Source organism: Noviherbaspirillum phoenicis, assembly GCF_047237965.1.
Classification (GTDB): domain Bacteria; phylum Pseudomonadota; class Gammaproteobacteria; order Burkholderiales; family Burkholderiaceae_D; genus Noviherbaspirillum_A.
The window spans coordinates 82667-99351 of sequence record NZ_JBDFLX010000003.1; the positions used below are offsets into that span (position 1 = coordinate 82667).

The following is a 16685-nucleotide window of genomic DNA, read 5'->3' on the forward strand; positions in this document are numbered from 1 at the left end:
AAAAATGGGGCTTCCGATGAAAAAGGACGAGGAAAAAGCACGTCGATCAAAGGCAGAAATGTTGCATAAAAGAATCGAATCGCTGAAAAATTCAGACGAAGCAAGAAAGATTGGGGAAAATTCAGAGACGAAGGAGACGAGCAACGAAACGCCCGTGGAATTTATCCATCGACGAATGCAGGAACTGGAAAAGAAGAAGGAATAATAGTCATTTCTTAGGTGATAAAATTTAGGTGCTTCGGATAGTAACCTTTTGCAAAGTAAATCAAGTTGTCTTCATAGTCAAAAAACGCACCGCAATTCTATTTTGACAATGGTAGGAATGTGGCGTGGAAACGGCATTGTGTATGTGGCCAGCAATGTGCAAACAGTTTGCAGGCGCGGACCGCCGGTTGTGATGGCAAGCGTTTTAGCAAGTCTTTTAAACTGGTGCGGACGTGACGGTCGCTGAGCTGGTCGAGTGGTTCAGTCTTATAGTGGCCGCGCCGCATCGGTCGATGGGCAAGCTACCGGCAAACAGCCAGTAGACGCGGATTTGGTGAACTCAGCATAATCGCAACTATTGGCTGTTTGCCGGGTGGGATGTGGATGAACATCGCGCGGCAGCGATTTATAGCCCAGTCGGTTCGGAAAACTGTACGCCTTTGCTCCCAAAGCTGTCCGGTGTCAAGTATGGCCACAGGTCGCCAAGTTTCCGATAAACCAAGTTGAGCAATTGCTGCCGTAGCAGTTGGCTGGCGGCAGAGACAATGCCGTTGTTGCAGCCCCTGCCATTTCGAACGAAGTTTTAGCTTAAATAAATGGAGACTTGTTCTTCATCCATCGGTTCGAAGCGGCATGCTTCCAATTTACATGCCGAAATTAAGCAACGCAAGGTGCCTTTCTCGGACGCTTGCTTATAAGCATACTTCGCATAATCCATTCAATCGGTTCAGCGATAGATTACCCTGATGGCGATAGGCGAAATGTATCTGCCCTTTGACAACACCGCATTTTAACCATTCGTAGCAGTGTATCGAGGCTCTTACCCTGCCTAGCTCCTCTTCGACAACTTGCGAATCTAGATCGCTTTAATCGTCATGTTGATTTACTTAAAATCTAAAGACCTCTTCGTTGAGATTTCACAAAGCTGTCTTTTGATTGAAGAATACGTTTGATTACTTTTGTGACTTTCCGTAGAGGAGAGCAGTTAAAACCGGAGGCAACCGTTCAGTCAAATTTGGCAGTATATTATTGTCTTAAAAACAATAATGGAGACAGTCATGCGGATGGTCATTGAGGCGCGACTTGAAGACAATACTCGCGGTAGTGTACCGATCCGATTGGCTGAATTTGAACGCGCCGACGGTGAACTGAAGCAGTTGGGGTTGAGCCTGGCCGAAGGAAAAAATCTAGTGCACGAAGCCCAGCGCGCTTTGGTCAACGCCCAAGCGCACGGTTTCGTGTCCGCTTCCAAACACTGCCTGCACTGCGGTGCAGCCTTGTCCATCAAAGCCAAGCATACGATCCGATATCGAACGGTTTTCGGTAAGGTGGCCATCGACAGCCCTCAGCTGCGTGTCTGCAAGTGCAGTCGGGACATGAGCCGCAAGTCATTCACTCCCCTTGCAGCCGCGCTACCGGGACGCCTCAGCCCGGAACTGGAATACCTTCAGGTCAAGTGGGCAGCGCACCTGCCCTATGCGGTCGCCACTGCCCTCCTGAAGGAAACTTTGCCGGTCGATCAGGCGATCTCCATCTCTGGGCTCAGGAACTGCGTATGGGCGGTTGGTCAAGAACTGGACCGTGCCACCGAAAGTGCCATTCGCGGTGAACGCGCCTACCCGCCTGCGAACAGCAAGGTCAAGATTATTGCCCTGGCGGTGGATTCGGCATGGTTACGCCACCGCCCGTCACAACAGGAACAGGACGAAGCCAAACTGGCGCAGTATTTCCCGTCAAAAAAGCTTCCGCCCACTGGGCGTCACGTGAATATCATCGCCGGCCGGGCAGTTGGCGACGATGGCAGCTGCAAAGTGTATGGGTACGTCAACCGGGAAGTGACGTCGGCCGCGACACGCCTTGACCATTTTCTCTCGGAGCAAGGTGCTGCGCCGGACCAAAAGATCACCATCGTCTCCGACGGCGCAGGCGAATTCGAAAAAGCGGTCGACGGTTCCCAAAGGCCGTTGACCCGGATTTTAGATTGGTTTCATATCGCGATGAAATTTCGCGCAATCGAGCAATCGGCGCAAAAGTTTCCTGATCTGGCGGCACCTAACGGGCGCTCAGTACAAGATGAGATCGCATCCGCAAAATGGCTGACGTGGCATGGCAAGGGGGCCGAAGCAGTCGAAAGACTGAAAAGCGTTCATGACATGATTAGCCTCGCCCCGGAGGACGCGGCGTACAGAGCGCTTTGGTGGAATCTGCGCGGAACGTATTGGTACCTCGAATCCAATGCCCAATACTTGGTCAACTATGGATGGCGTTATCGGCGCGGCATGCCGATCAGTAGCAGCATCGCTGAATCGGCGGTCAATGAAGTCGTCAGCTTGCGTTGCGCGAAAAAGCGGCAGATGCGTTGGACGAATAAGGGGGCACACCTTCTTGTTCAAGTGAGGGTAGCGGTCCTCAACGGCGAACTGAAAATGCGCAACATGCCTGATCGACGGCGAACATGCACAGAAAACAAGAATGACGATCACTGCCAATGCGTAGCCTAGCGGTGCCTCCGGTTTTGACTGCTCTCCTCTACATTGGACGGTCCGGTTGCTGCTTTTGTTGGAAAGGGTCTTCCGAAACCACAAACAGGCGGTTGGTAAAAACTGGCGCATGGATGAGTCATATATCAAGGTTAAAAGCGTGTGGAAGTACCTCTATCGCGCGGTGGACAAGCAAGGCAGCACCATCGATTTCCTGCTCTCCGCCAAGTGAGACGCATCAACGGCTAGATACTTCTTTAGCAAAGCCATGCGGCGCAGTGATGCCCCGGACACAGTGACGGTGGACAAAAGTGGCGCTACCAAAGCAGCGCTCGATCAGCCGAACACACAACGAGAACTCGCAATTAAGATTCGGTAAGTGAAGTACCCTAACAATATCGTGGAGCAGGATCAACGTGCCGTCAAATGCGTCACCCGCCCCATGCATGGTTTTAAATCGTTTCACTCTGTACGATCAGTCTTGGCCGGCACTGAACTCATGTACATGATTCGCAAAGGTCAGCCACGATGGATGGCTGCGATGGCATGTCGTTTGCCAACAAGTTTTATACGTGGGCAGGACTAGTCCCGTCCAGGGTAAAGTCATATGCTGAAACCGGCACCACTTTGTCTTTAGTTCGCTAACCCGACAGAACCGGTTGGCGGCTGGTGCAAAAAGATTCCACCGGCCTGTTGTCTGCCCGGTACGCGCCGCTTCTGATAGTCGCTTATTTTTGAGAAAACACAATGAATGTTAGCTGAGATAACATGTAATACTTAACAGTCAAGGTTCCAATTTATTGCGACTGATGCCCGCGGAGGTAAAGTTGGCAAAAAAAGTGACGCGGTGGTCGGCCTCGATCCTGGTAATTCTGTTGGTTGGAGTTATTTGGTACAGGTATCAGCCAATTTCGGTCCCGGATGACGAGTGGATTGCGAAAGCATGGGTAAAAACCATGCAAAGCTACCAAATTAAGCCAGTGTATCCGCCAACCGAAGATATTCATGTCGGCGATATTTATGGAATCAGAGCAAGACCATCGGTAATCCAAACTAATAAAAGTGTAGGCGAGACCAAGAAAGAGGCATTGGAAAAGACCTCGGAACAGACCCAGGATAAGACGCCAGAACAGACGCCGGAGAAAAAGGATGAATCTATTTTGTGGAATGCTATCAAGATTGACCACGCGTCCTTGGTCTATGAATTGAACAAATATTACAACATGGTGCCGAACGTCACTCAAGACAGCCACGAAAGTGCTTCGCAGTTGACTGCCTCGAATACAGGGAAAAAAACTTCGGCGCTACCTAAGACTTTCTGGCAAACCAATAATGTCGCATTACTGCCGATCATGGTTTTTCCGACCTTTTCCACTAATTCAGCAGATCGGGCGAACGTCTCTGCGGGTCTGTTAGGCAAACTAAGCGGGTGGATGCGACTCTCAGGAAATCGTTCCAGCGAAGTGTCGATGCGTATCCAAGAAGGATATACCTATGGGGTGCCTGCAGTGCAGGCATATAACGCGCTGGATACTTATTGCCAAGATAAGGACTCAGGTAAAAATTGCGACCATTTGTTTGTGAGGGATTTGATCAGCAACTTAAGTGAAAAAAACGTTCCCGACCTGACCAAAGTGGCGATTGTGAGCCGCGTTTTCTTGGCGAAGCGCATTGAATATAGTTCGTCAGACTCTCGTTTTATTTCGTCGTTTGCAGGAGTCGGCACAAAACTGGACAGCGTTTTGAAAAGACAAAATGTGATTCTGCAAAAATGCGGATTGCCAACAATAAAGAATGAAGTTTCTTCGAAAAATAAATTAATCTCGTCAGAAAGCAGTGAGAAGGAGATCGCGCCGGATCCGGAGGCAGATGCCAAGAACGATCAGTTGGCAAAACAAATCGCAGGGTGCAATCTCGATGAAGCAGAGAAACGCGATATGATTGCAATGCAGCGCTCACTGCAAGAGGCGATGAATAACATGGCATTTTCTATGCCAAGTCTTTCCCAGAAGGCTGGAATGAAAGAAGATATACAAATCGGCGCCTTATCGGAAAATAGTATAACGCTTGTGCAAACCTTTGCACGGCCGGTTGTTGTTGGTTACTTATATGTGACGCGTGATACTAACGTCGTAAATAATGTCCAGGAAAAGAAATGACTACTGCTCGTTTATCCATCGGATTGAAAGAAGTGGCGATGGTTTGCGGAACTGCCTTCTCCCTTTCCGCCTGTGTCCCGTCCTCATCGCCGCACGCTGTAGGAACGCCTCACAAGCGCTGTCTTCAAAGGGTGCCTCAATAGTTACTACTCCAGCGCCGCCACAAGCTTCTGCAGGAAGTCTTGATCCAAATTGTATTGAGGAACAAAGAAAACTAGGAAATCCGTATCCTCAACGGGTGTGCGGCCCACGCACTGTTGGTGACGGTACAAGTGTTCCTGTGGGCCACGCCCCAACCGCGATACCGGTGTTTCGTCCGCCGTCTCCGGCGGCCCCTGGCACTCGAGGGCAACCCATACATCTGGAAATAAGACAACCAGACCGGATTCAACGCGAGACCACGGAGCAAAGAATCGGGCGCTAACCAGCCGTTTTCGCGGCTGACTGTCATTAATTATTATATGCCGCTAGAAAGATTGAGACTGCAGGAGAAGAGAAATGACTACTACTCGATTGTCTGTTCGCCTCATAAAAGTAACAATGGTCCACGGAAGCGCCTTCTTCTTTTCAACCCTGGCAAGCTTCTCTGTGGCGGAGACTGCACCGCTTGCTGCCGCAAACTCTTATCAAGATTGTGTGGATCGACATAGGAAGGAAGGAAACCCATACCCTAAAAGAGGGTGCTTGCCGCACCAGGAGCCACGCCCCGTTGTCGTGGATAACCCGACCCCGGGTGCGGGCAGGCCGGCCTCCAGCGGCGATGGCGTGCCAGTGGTTCCTTCCGATCGGCAAACGCCAATACGGCGTGAAATGAGGCAGCAAGGAATCCAGCGTTAGCATTGCATGCGCATTCGTGTAAGCGGCAAGCCATAGGGAAGGCCAGCTCAGCCGAGACGGCGCTGCCCTAGCTATGCGTCCAGCCACTGTGCCGAGGCTGGCAGAATCGCAAACCGAATTTCGGTTTGCTAACTTGGCTGACACTCCCACTTTGGCACGTTCGATGCCGTTACGGGTGTGCGGGCCATTCCATTGGGCAATGGCCCGCACACAGAGGCCCCGCTGTCTCATCGTGGCAATGGTAATCCTGGATCGATCCCGAAGAATCTGCATGAATGAGACGACATGATTCGTGCATGGACAACAACCGAGGTTGAGCTTTCTCAAAGCTGCCTGCGTACGCAGCGATAGGGTCCAGTTAGGCAATCGTTAATTCATGCACGTTCCTGCATTTTTCAAATGCAGCTTGCTTTTGTTGCAATCACCGTTGGTCCATTCTAATAAGCCACTCATGAGCATCAGTCGTCGGCATTTTCTAATGGGTAGTGCAAGCGCAGCAACTGGCTTGTGGACTCAAACCGGCAATACCCAAATGCCCCCCACGCCGAAGCCCGTTCTGCGTGTAAGTGGAACGTCTCTACCCGCCAGCCACAGGGTGCTGCAAAGCTATCGGCGCGCCATTACTGCCATGAAAGCGCTGCCTTCCGGTGATCGCCGCAATTGGGTCCGAATGGCTACAGTGCACCTGGATCACTGCGCTCACCGCAATTGGTATTTCTTGCCATGGCGTCGCGCCTACTCACTGTCATTCGAGCGGGTGTGCCGGCAGATGTCCGGCGACGATGAATTTCGCTTGCCATATTGGGACTGGAGTCAAAATCCACAGATGCCTGTCACGTTTGCAATGCCAACCTTTGATGGGAAGCCAAATCCTCTGTATTTGCCGTTTGATCCCGAGGGCGGTGTCCCCGACGACCCCAATACAGCACCGTACAGGATGCGGCGCCCCAATGAAGTGCTGCTCAATGCTGCCGTGCGTCCGCAGGTGATCGCTAATATTTTGCAGGAAGCGGACTTTGAGTTGTTTGCCAGCAGTCGCCCACCAGGCCAGACGAATTTGAGTCAGCAATGGGGACGGGCGCCGGGAAGTCAGGGGGCGTTGGAAAGTTTGCCGCATAACACAGTGCACGGATGGATTAATGGCACTATGGGCGCTTTTCTGTCGCCGCTTGATCCGTTATTTTGGCTGCATCATGCCAATATTGACCGTCTTTGGGATGCTTGGCTACGTCCCCCTGCATTTCTCAATCCAACCAATGCCCTGTGGAGAAACTTCCAGTTTGTCGACCATTTTGTGAATGCAGCCGGTGCACCCTGGAATCCGCTGGTGCGGGATCTTCTTGATATACAGCCCCTTGGTTACCGCTACCCCAAGGTGCTCGCTGCTAATCCACTACAGAGAAGCCTGTCGTCCTCCGCAGTGGCGATTGAGCCTGTTCTCCCGGCCATTCCGCTTGCACAACTGGCGTTTCGATCCAGCACACTACCTGCTAACACGGTGGCCACGACTAATCAACCGGTCGCTGTTCCCCTACAGCTGTCAGGTACGGCCGAAGAAACAACGGCGCGCGCGCTGCGCATCGTTCCTACAACGCGTGGCACAGGCGCCGGTGCTACCACGCAGCCGGGCATTGCAGGCCGCGTCATTGCTACGGTTGAAACAGAGCTGCTGGAAGGGCCTTCACCAGCTGTACGCGTTTTTCTGAGCTGCCCTTATTTGAGCGCTGATACCCCGGACAGCGACCCGCATTACGTAGCCACCTATTCCTTCTTCCCATCAAGGAAGCACAGCACCGCAACAGAACAGCCCATGGGCAGCAACCACACGATGGAGCCTGGCGTGAGAACGACGATTGACCTCACTCGCACCCTGGCCACGCTACGAGAGGCCGGCAGAACGCCAGAAAGGCGGCTCGAATTGCAGATGTTGCCCGTCCCGCTACAGGAAGCTGCTGGCGCGTCAGCATCGGTGCGCGTACGATCTGTACAAGTTGCCGCGAGCTAAAATTGAAGGGGTTTTAAAATATGGTGCACGCTGCAGCCAGGATAGGATTTGCGACACTGGTATTTCTGTCGGGAGTGAGCGTGTCGGGAGCAACGCCTTCCGGGATACGGAACGTCGTGGCGACTGCTACAGCGAATCAGCCTGCCCGGTTTCTTCTCGGCCCGGCGCCGCCGTTAGCGGCCGGGGCGCATCGGCGACTGGAGATCGAACTGGTGGGCATGGATCCGGTTCCCGATGCGGCAGTCAGTATCGTCATACTGCTTCGAGCCAGCCCTGGTGCGCCGGCCGCGGAAGTAGGGCGCTTCACTCCCTATCCGATCAGCCGCATCGACCCGGACAACCCGTCGCAGCATCAGCGTTACGCGGTCGGCGTCGACCGGTTCGTCCCGGCTCAGGGCGGTGGGAACTGGGAGGCGGATATTGAGCTTGATATGTCTGCCGGGCCGGGTTCTGGCAAAGGCGCCAATCTGCAGTTCAGCCAGCCGGTATTTCTCTCCGGGCGCTAGCAAATACGGTTGCTTTGCTAAAGGAAGGTTTCTAGCACTTGTCCGCAATGTTACTCACGTTGTTGTAAAGCCAGTCGGGCGCCGCGATGGGAACAGCAAATGGGAATGGGGAATGAAGCATGGCGTTGAGCGCACCTCGTACGGCCTGCAGTGACGGCTGTGGTGGCGGTCCCGGTGCAGTGGTGACAGTGAGTTTTTTCCGCTTGTCCATGTAGGGTTGAGATTTCGCCCCTGGAAGTCGTTTTCCTTGCCTAGCTTCAGAAGCAAAGCCGATGGCCGTTGCGCACGGGATCGCCGACAGGCCAGTCTTTATGTACATGACATAAAAGGCAGTCGAGTGCACGACGAAAAAGTATGGTTTCATTGCGCCGGAACCGGAGCAGCGTTTCCATCGGACGCGCAAGCCCGTTTCCTGGTACCGGAGGAAATGGCGCTTTGCCCGCATTCCATGCACATCCATGCGCCCGGATTGGTATTTTTCGAGCAGCCAGACGATGTTTTGTGCCGGTGGATCAGCGCGGCTGCTTTCGCGTGCAATGCACCCGTGTATGCGATTAATGTGGCATCGCCGCCAGCTTGCCAGGAGCATGTCGTGTGGAAGCTGCTTGCCGCCGGGGCCGCCGATGTCTATGCGTGGATAAATGAAGAGGACGGCTTGCAGGAAGTGGTGGCGGCGCGGTTGCGCCGCTGGTGGGATCTCGAATCATTGCTGGTGTCGGCCGAGGCGCGGCGCCGCCTGGTCGGCAATAGCCGTTGCTGGACCAGGATGCTGCGCCACATCGTCGAAGCGGCCAGCCTGACGCAGGAAGCTATCCTGATCACGGGCGAGAGCGGAACGGGCAAGGAAATGGTAGCCCGCCTGATCCATGAAGTCGATGGACGCCCGGACAAGACAGCGCTGGTTACCGTCGATTGCACCACGCTGACTGCGGAACTGGCGGGCAGCGAACTGTTCGGCCATGAGCGGGGCGCTTTTACCGGCGCTGCCAATCCGCGGGAAGGCGCAGTTGCGCAAGCTGATGGCGGCACCTTGTTTCTAGATGAAGTCGGCGAACTGCCCTTGCCCTTGCAGGCACAGTTGCTTCGGGCAATACAGGAGCGCACATACAAGCGCCTGGGCAGCAATACCTGGCAGCACAGTCATTTTCGCTTGGTCTGTGCCACTAATCGTGATCTAGAGGCGGAAGTGGCACGCGGCGCATTCCGTGGCGACCTTTACTACCGCATGGCAGGATGGACCTTCACCACCCCGCCATTGCGGGAACGCAGCGAAGACATCCTGCCACTGGCGCTTCATTTCCTGGGCGAGGCAGATCCGTACCGGGTGCCGATCATGGATCAAGCGGTGAGCCGGTTCCTGCTGACCCGCGACTACCCGGGCAATGTGCGTGACCTGCGCCGCATCGTGTTGAGGCTGGCCCGCCGGCATGCCGGACCGGGGCCGATTACCGCGGGCGATATCCCGGAAGATGAACGGCCGCCGGGTCAACAGCCACGCGAAAACACACTGGACAAGTGCCTGGAAGCGGCGGTGCGGGAAGCACTTGACCTTGGCATCGGCTTGAAGGATCTTTCCCATCTGGTGGCGCAATCGGCGATCCACACCGCGCTGGAGCGGGAGCAGGGCAGCCTCCACCGGGCTGCGCACAGGCTGGGCGTCACCGACCGGGCACTGCAGATGCGTTGTGCCTCGGAGAGAGCTGGGCACTGAACGGGTTGGCACTTCTGGCCCGCACCCTGGAGGTCAGTCGCAAGAAATTTGCACCCAACACCCGTTCTTCATCCGCCGCATTCAAGCCCAGCAGCCTAATCTTGTGCAGTTCCATTCCCGGATGCAACCATGGCCCATCTGATCCGAACAGCAATTTTTCCGGGCCGGCCCGCCGCACGGCTTGGATCAGAAAATCAAAGTAGCGCACGCCAGAGCTGTCCGCGTAAATGTTCGGATGCCGCGCAAGGTGATCAATCAGCGCAAGCTGCGCACGCCAGTCGTCGGCAAAGCTGCCCAGGTGCGGGATGATGAAATTGACCTCCGGGTATTCCTGGGCCAGAAGTTCGCACGCCCAGACTTCGCCTGCGACATCATAGAGTACCGGCAAGCCATGGGCACGGGCCGCATCGCAGACCTCACGGGTGATGCGGGCATCATGCCGATGCACCTTGATGCCGATAAAGCCATACTGTTCGACCGCTTCATCCACCATGGCGCGGATGCGGCCACGATCACGGGCTGCATGCACGAAGGCAAAGCCGTGGCAGCGCCCCCGGCTGGCAGCGACGTAGTCGCCGAGAACCCGGTTTGCGGCACCGTAGTCGGTATGGAAAGCCGGAAAGAGGACGGTGTGGTCTATGCCGGCTTCCCGTGCGCGCTCCAGATAATTTCCGAGAGTGGCCCGGGTGTCCCAAGGCCCGGTGAAGCCATCCCCGAGACCGGCATGGCAGTGGCAGTCGATGATCATGCACGGTCTCCTGGACATGAATCAGATGCCCAGCACTTGGATCTGGGACCCCCGGCGAACCCAGCGTCCGGCATTTCCCTGCATGGGAGCATTCAGCATCGGCTGTGGTATCGGCTGCAACATCGGCAAATGCCGGCGCGCGGCATCCAGGAGTGCGGATTGCACCTCGCTCTCCGACCATGAGTCATTTCCCGACGCCTGCAGCCGCTGGGCCACATCCGCGGCCATCCTCACGAAGCGCTGCGCCCTTTCCAATTCTGCGATCTCGCGGTCCATACTTTCGAATTCCAATTCCAGAGCCTTGCTGACTGCCCCGCCCAGCGCGGTGCCAAGCGCCGTACCAACGCCGGGGATCGGGATGAAGGAGCCCAGGGCACCGCCGATGAAAGGCATGGCCGCTTTCGCGAGCGGCTTCAGGACGCCGGCCAGTGGCTTGAGCAAGCCTTTGCCAATCTTGCCTACTCTCCTGATCAGCTTGCCGAGGAATTGCTCGAGGTCGGCTTCATTGCCAACGCCGAGCAGTTCCAGCGCCAATTCGATTTCCTGGGTCTCGTTGAGCACGCCGGTCTGACGGCATTGTGTGCAGCGACATGTCGTATCATGCATGACTGTCTCCTGTTTCGTGTTGGTTGATGGTGAGGACGTGGCTCCGGTTCATTGCCATCCGCTGATTTCCGTTTCCAGTTCATTGATCTTGCGGTTTGTGACCACGGAAAGCGGGATCATCAGTTTGTTGATGTACCCTTCCAATGCCTTGCGCTGCTGCCTGTTGTCGACCTTGGCAACGACCACGCGATACCCCTTGGGCGACTGCCCCATGTGGGTCAGGCACCAGAGATGCTGCTTCAGGCGGCTGCCAAGATTGGCGGCCTGGCCGACATAGGCTTGCCTGGTCATGCCGGTCGGCAGCAGGATCACATAAACGCCAGCGGCAAACGGGGTTGGGCGCAGTGCCGCCGGCGCCAGGCTGCCCAAGAGTTTCCATTGCACCTGGCCGAACTGCGGCGGCAGCTTGCGCAGGGTTTGCAGGACGGGGTGTTCCTGTTCCATGCCATCCCGCATTTCCGCGGCACCGCCAAGCTCGCGCTTCAGGGACGTGGCGAGCGCCATATCCAGCTTCCCGGTCGACGCCATGCCGGCCTGCCGCTGGTAGACCCGGATCGCACTACGAGTTGCGGGGTCGGCGATGCCATCTTCCGGCAGGCGCAGGCCGAGGACCTGGTTCAGCGCCCGTTGCACCGGCCGCACCATGTCGCTATGGCTGCCGCCGGCTTCGCCGAGCTGGACGGTTTCCCGGGCATCGAGCGTCTCGGCTTCCCATTCCCGCGTCCCAGGTTGTGCGTCGGGCCGGCCCCAATCGCGCCATGCCTGCGGTATCGCGCTGCCGCTGCCGATCTTAAAGCCCGGGCCGCCGTCCTTGAGTGCCAGATTTTCGATGCCCCACTGGCCAACGTGGCGCCAGATATCCGGGCCGGGATCGTTGTCCCGGGTGTTGCTGGACTGCCGGTGGGCCAGCACATGGGTCAAGCCAATGCTGCGTTGCAGGTGCCGCAGCAGCGCCCGCCCGGCTTCGATCTGGGCTGGCGTCACGCGGTCGCGTCCGAACTTTTCGCCCTGCCACCATTTGCCGGCGGTGTTCGGGAAATTGCCAGCGAATTCCACCGCCACGCTGCGCGCATTGAAGCCGTTGGAAGCCCAGAGCAGGGCTGACAACGGGTGCAGCTGCAAGATGCGGCCGTCGGCCAGGATAGCGAAATGGGCATTCAAGCTCAGGAAACGCTTTTCCGGTTGCTTTGGCCGAAAGCAGCAAGCCATCTGGTGCAGTACGATCGCATGCACCTGCTTCGGGTCGCGGGTGCCGCGGCGCAGCGTCTTGTCGGCTTGGGCGGTGAGATCAACGATGCGCGCTTCGCCGACGCTTGCCATGCGACCGACCGCGCTGGCGGCCTGGCGCAGGCCTTGGCCGACTTGTCCGAACAGGTCGCCAAATTCCCCCTCGCTACCGCCATCGACGGGCGGCCCGTCTTCCGGTAGGCCGGGTTCGGGCGGTTCGGGTTCGGGTGGCATGGCGCCGCCATCGCCAGAGTCACCAACATAGCCGCCCGGATCGGCGGCAGGCGGCGCGCGGCGGGCAACGGCGCTTGCCTGCCCGACGCATGCGGCGCGTAGCGCAGCCACGGTGGCGCGACTGAGGACGCCGCTTGCGGGCAGGCCGCTGGCGCGCTGGAAGCTGCGCAGCAGGCTGCGGGTGGGCGCGCTGGCGATGCCTGTGGCGCGCAGCCGGCCGTTCATCACCCGGTTCAGGCAGCGCTGGACCCAGCGCATTCGTAACCGGTCGTCCGGAGGCTCGCCCGGGCGGTCCGGCCATTCAGGAATCGGCAAGGGATAAGGCCACGGCCAGCCTACCCAACGGCCGCCTATCCAGCGGCCACCGCCCTTTCCCGGCCGTGACCTGCCGCGTCCGGACACGGTAGGCGCGGGCGGTGGAAACGAACTGCGGCGCTGCGGGGTGCGTCCCATGCCGCCGAAACCGCGCCCGCCGTGGCCCCGACCGCTGGAGCGGCCGCGCTCGTCTTCTAGTTCTCCGGCGTCGCCGACGAAGGCTTGTGGGGTGAATTCCCCGCCAAAGACGGTATCCTGTTTCATCTTGAGCTCCTTGATGGGAATGGGGTGGCCGCCATGCAGTAGTGACCGGTTCTTGCTTCGGCCGTGGCTCGGGTTTCATTGACCGCTTGCGCCAGCGCGCGGCCGGCGGCATCGATGTGGGCGACGTGGTGGCGCGCGCAAAGCAGGAAAGTCAGCAATCGGCTGACGCCGTCGCAGGCCAGCGTCACGATGGCGCGCACACCGCGTCGCATCAGGCCCTGCTGCAGCGCCATCGCGCTTTGGCCCGGGGCGTGGAAGGATTGCACCGGGAAGGGCAAGCGGCCCACCGGCATCAAGCCGGAACCTGTAGCCCATGCCTGCAATCGTTGCGCCAGCAGGCACAGCGTTTGCCGCAGCGCTTCGCCATGCAGCCGGTTGATGTCCAGCGCCCGCCGTGCAGCTTGGATTGCGACAGCCGAGGGTGGGCTGCAATGCACCAGGGTAGCGGACTGCGCGCGCCATTGCCGGATGAATTCAAAGTCGCCCGCCAGCACCGCCAGCGGCGCGCCAAATGCCTTGGCCAGCGAAGCGCCGGACAATATCCGCGGACCGCTTAAGCCATGCCAGCACAGGCTGCCGCCGCCATTCCGGCCCAGCGGATGCAGCGCATCGGCATCACCGCCGAGGATGCCGATAGCCTGGGTGTCGTCCAGCACCAGGAAGCCGTCATGGCGGGCGGCGACCTGCGCATAAAGCGGCAAGGGCGCGATCGTGCCGCAGCCGGGACAGTAGCCATCGCACACGATCACCGGGCGCCGTCCCTTGCGTTGTGCGACGGCGGCCAAGTCGGCAAGCTGGCCGGCATCCTGGTGCGGAAAGCAACAGAACGCGGCGCCGCGCACCGAGGCACATTGCGCCCCCCAGCGGGCAATAGGATAAGCGGCGGCGTCAACCAGGAAGGTTGTGTCCCGGCCCGCCAGCCTGCAGAACAGTTCGAGGAATAGGTGCAGCGTGGATGGCAGCAGCAGGGCTGCGCCGGTACTCTGCAGCCCGGCCAGCCGCGGCGCGAGATCCGTGGCTCCCGGCGGCTCCTCTAGCGCTGCCGGCCGCCCGAGGGAGAGTGCCGGCCACGGGCCGAGTTCGGCGCTGCCATGGCGCATGCCCAAGTAGAGCGCGGATGTAAAGTCCAGCATCGCTGCCTCGCCGTCTGGTCGCTAACCTGTGCTCACACCATCCGCTGTGCTGCTAGCCTCTGGCGCAGCAGGGTGGAAGGCAGGGTCGCATTGACCCGGGCATTGTTGTCGGCCGCGGACAAATCCACGCCGGACACTGCGCGGTAAGCATGCACGTAGCCCTGTACCTCGGGCCGCCAGAAGCGGGCCCAGTTCGCGCCTTGGGCAGCGTCATGCACACCGGCCCAGTTGCCGTATCGGATGCTGAGCAGCAATTGCTCGCCGAACACCCCTAGGTCGCGGAAGTTAAGCACATTGGTATCGCTCCAGCCCTGCATCCGCTTCATGGCGTCGACCCGGTCCATCCAGGGTTCGGGATAGGCAACCATCACCCTGGTCGGCAGGAATTCCCGGAATTCCGGCCGCGCCAGCAGCCATTGCTGCATCAGCATCTCGATGCGCGACGTGGATGGCAGGTCGCCGAACTGGTTGTGCGCGCCCTCGGCCAGGATCAGGTGGACCTCCTTGAGTGCGTTGAGCACCGGGAAGCCGTCAGCCACGATGGTGGTGTTGTCATCCTGGCGGTAGAACTGAATGGTGCGGTATAGCAGGTTATGGAAAGATTCCAGGAATTTTGAGCGGGCGTCGGCTGCCTGCATCTCGCCAATGGCGCGGCCTTCCAGCCGCAGGCCGTATTCATGGTTGTATTCATAATTGCGGCGCACTACGCTTAGACGATGCTGTTCGTCCTGCACAAAGGCCCAGAGCAGGTTGTTGAGCGGGCGCAGGGGATCGACCTCGAAATTGGCCAGCGGGTCGAGGCGGCTGCTGGTGACACGCACATTCTGGAAGCGTCGGGTTACTGCGTTCAGGGTCTGCACCAGCATGCCTTCCTCGTGCCAGTAGGACCAGATCAGCTCCATCATGCAAGGCGCCGCCAGTTTGCTGCGCAGGATGCCGGTGCAATCCTGGTACTGCCGTGGCGGCAGCTGATCCGGATCGTCGAACAGGCGGGTCTTGATGCTGACGTCCTTGAGCTTTTCCCTTATCAGCGCGAGGTAGGGCAAGACATAGTCTTCGGTGCCATTGACCTGCTGGAGATATTCCTGCCAGAAGCGAGGCAGCTCGGGCGACAGACCGACCTTGCGCAACATGTATTCCCGGTCCTCTTCGGTGAAAGGAAATTCTTCCAGTAGCACACCGCAATTGACCATGACGAAAGCTTCGGTGGCAATCTTCAGCACGCGGTAGGCATCGGCATCGGTATAAGGCAGGTAGCGGCGCTTGGCCAGCTGGTGAAAGTTATGCACCAGCTCGGGAGCTGGGACGAGCGGCTGTCGACGCAAGTCCGCGGCACCGCACAACAGATGATTCATGAAACGTTCATAGTTGTTGTAGCACATCGCATTGGTGCTGTTGCGGATCACCAACCATAACGGCAGGTCTTTGGTCGGCTCGGCGCCAGTGCGGCGCAGAGTGACCGAGATATCGCCGCCGACGCGCCGCACGTGCTCATGGGCGGCATTCTCCATCCTGTACATAAGGCTGGTGCCGTCCGGGGACTCGCCGGTAATATGCATGACATTGGTGCCGGCTTTGGAATAGTTGGCCAAATACTCCAGCTGGCGCAAGGTCGCCCTGTTTCCGCCGGAAAAAGCAATACCATTGCCACCATCATGGCCGTCGGCGTCGCCCTCGGTCACAAGCTCGCGTGGCTCACCTTGCAACTGGGCGCTCCCTGGGTTTATCGTCAGTGCTAATTTGCCCAGCGATTTACGATGGCTGATCCGGAGGATGAACGACTTTCCTGATTGCAGATTACTGCATGGAAGCAGTTCGCATTGGTCATTAACTACCAGGGTATCGACTCTGAAGCCGGTATGCATCGTCAGCGTCAGGGCTTCGCAGCCGTCGCGTTGCAGCTTGACGTACTCACTGTCCTGACTGCATACCTCGTATTCATTAACCGAAGCACAGGCGCTATAGACACCGGACTGCAAGTGATGGAATTCTACGCAACCATCATCTTCGGTATTGCGTTCGTCAACTTGTATCCTTGTCAGGACTGCCTGTTCGGACGGGGGGCGGCCGGAACGCTTCGGCAACTGGGTATCGGTTTGGCCTGGCCCGTGGGCGGCGTCTGGTCTTTCGATCAGAAATATCCGCACATGGGCCCTAATGCGCACATTGGCATCGCCGCCGTCCCGCACGCAGACCTTCAGGGTGGCACCGTCATGGCCAACTGTATCCGTGTTCATCTTGCTCTCCTCAATAAAC

14 protein-coding genes are annotated in these 16685 nt (G+C 57.9%); 8 read left to right on the forward strand and 6 right to left on the reverse strand.

Features of this window, described 5'->3' with window-relative positions; all coding sequences use genetic code 11:
* Positions 1–16 precede the first annotated feature (16 nt).
* The 7 genes from ABC383_RS22720 to ABC383_RS22750 all read left to right on the forward strand — a co-directional run bounded on the left by ABC383_RS22720 (position 17) and on the right by ABC383_RS22750 (position 8191).
* Positions 17–205 carry a hypothetical protein gene (locus tag ABC383_RS22720; RefSeq protein WP_413017507.1) on the forward strand — a complete coding sequence of 63 codons (189 nt, stop codon included), beginning with the start codon at positions 17–19 and terminating at the stop codon, positions 203–205.
* 1057 nt (positions 206–1262) lie between these two features.
* Positions 1263–2705: an ISKra4 family transposase gene (locus ABC383_RS22725; RefSeq protein ID WP_413017509.1), complete on the forward strand. Its 1443-nt coding sequence runs from the start codon at positions 1263–1265 to the stop codon at positions 2703–2705.
* A gap of 109 nt (positions 2706–2814) precedes the next feature.
* Complete coding sequence (locus tag ABC383_RS22730; protein WP_413017511.1) at positions 2815–2916, forward strand: DDE-type integrase/transposase/recombinase; 102 nt, start codon at positions 2815–2817, stop codon at positions 2914–2916.
* A gap of 168 nt (positions 2917–3084) precedes the next feature.
* Positions 3085–3270 carry a hypothetical protein gene (locus ABC383_RS22735; RefSeq protein ID WP_413018455.1) on the forward strand — a complete coding sequence of 62 codons (186 nt, stop codon included), beginning with the start codon at positions 3085–3087 and terminating at the stop codon, positions 3268–3270.
* Positions 3271–3511: 241 nt separating this feature from the next.
* Entirely contained in the window at positions 3512–4843 is a 1332-nt protein-coding gene (locus ABC383_RS22740; RefSeq protein WP_413017512.1) for a hypothetical protein, read from the forward strand.
* A 1288-nt stretch (positions 4844–6131) separates the two neighbouring features.
* The gene (locus tag ABC383_RS22745) at positions 6132–7685 is read left to right on the forward strand and encodes a tyrosinase family protein (protein ID WP_413017514.1); all 1554 of its coding nucleotides are present in this window, start codon (positions 6132–6134) and stop codon (positions 7683–7685) included.
* Between the two features lie 116 nt (positions 7686–7801).
* Positions 7802–8191, forward strand: a complete 390-nt coding sequence (locus tag ABC383_RS22750; RefSeq protein ID WP_413017516.1) for a hypothetical protein — start codon at positions 7802–7804, stop codon at positions 8189–8191.
* 31 nt (positions 8192–8222) lie between these two features.
* Here ABC383_RS22750 and ABC383_RS22755 read toward each other — a convergent pair whose 3' ends face one another.
* Entirely contained in the window at positions 8223–8780 is a 558-nt protein-coding gene (locus ABC383_RS22755; RefSeq protein WP_413017518.1) for a hypothetical protein, read from the reverse strand.
* Positions 8781–8783: 3 nt separating this feature from the next.
* On the opposite strand from ABC383_RS22755, the gene ABC383_RS22760 reads away from it, so the two are divergent.
* Positions 8784–9902: a sigma-54-dependent transcriptional regulator gene (locus ABC383_RS22760; RefSeq protein WP_413017520.1), complete on the forward strand. Its 1119-nt coding sequence runs from the start codon at positions 8784–8786 to the stop codon at positions 9900–9902.
* Here the strand turns inward: ABC383_RS22760 and ABC383_RS22765 are convergent.
* The 5 genes from ABC383_RS22765 to ABC383_RS22785 are packed head-to-tail and all read right to left on the reverse strand — an operon-like array spanning position 9850 to position 16666.
* The gene (locus ABC383_RS22765) at positions 9850–10650 is read right to left on the reverse strand and encodes an amidohydrolase family protein (protein WP_413017522.1); all 801 of its coding nucleotides are present in this window, start codon (positions 10648–10650) and stop codon (positions 9850–9852) included. The genes ABC383_RS22760 and ABC383_RS22765 overlap by 53 nt on opposite strands.
* Before the next feature lie 21 nt (positions 10651–10671).
* Entirely contained in the window at positions 10672–11256 is a 585-nt protein-coding gene (locus ABC383_RS22770) for a hypothetical protein (RefSeq protein WP_413017524.1), read from the reverse strand.
* A 48-nt stretch (positions 11257–11304) separates the two neighbouring features.
* Entirely contained in the window at positions 11305–13296 is a 1992-nt protein-coding gene (locus tag ABC383_RS22775) for a peptidoglycan-binding protein (RefSeq protein WP_413017526.1), read from the reverse strand.
* Positions 13293–14429, reverse strand: a complete 1137-nt coding sequence (locus tag ABC383_RS22780; protein ID WP_413017528.1) for a PLP-dependent aminotransferase family protein — start codon at positions 14427–14429, stop codon at positions 13293–13295. The genes ABC383_RS22775 and ABC383_RS22780 overlap by 4 nt, the downstream gene beginning before the upstream one ends.
* 32 nt (positions 14430–14461) lie before the next feature.
* A complete protein-coding gene (locus ABC383_RS22785) occupies positions 14462–16666 on the reverse strand; it encodes a hypothetical protein (RefSeq protein ID WP_413017530.1) in 2205 nt (734 codons plus the stop codon).
* Between the last annotated feature and the right edge of the window lie 19 nt (positions 16667–16685).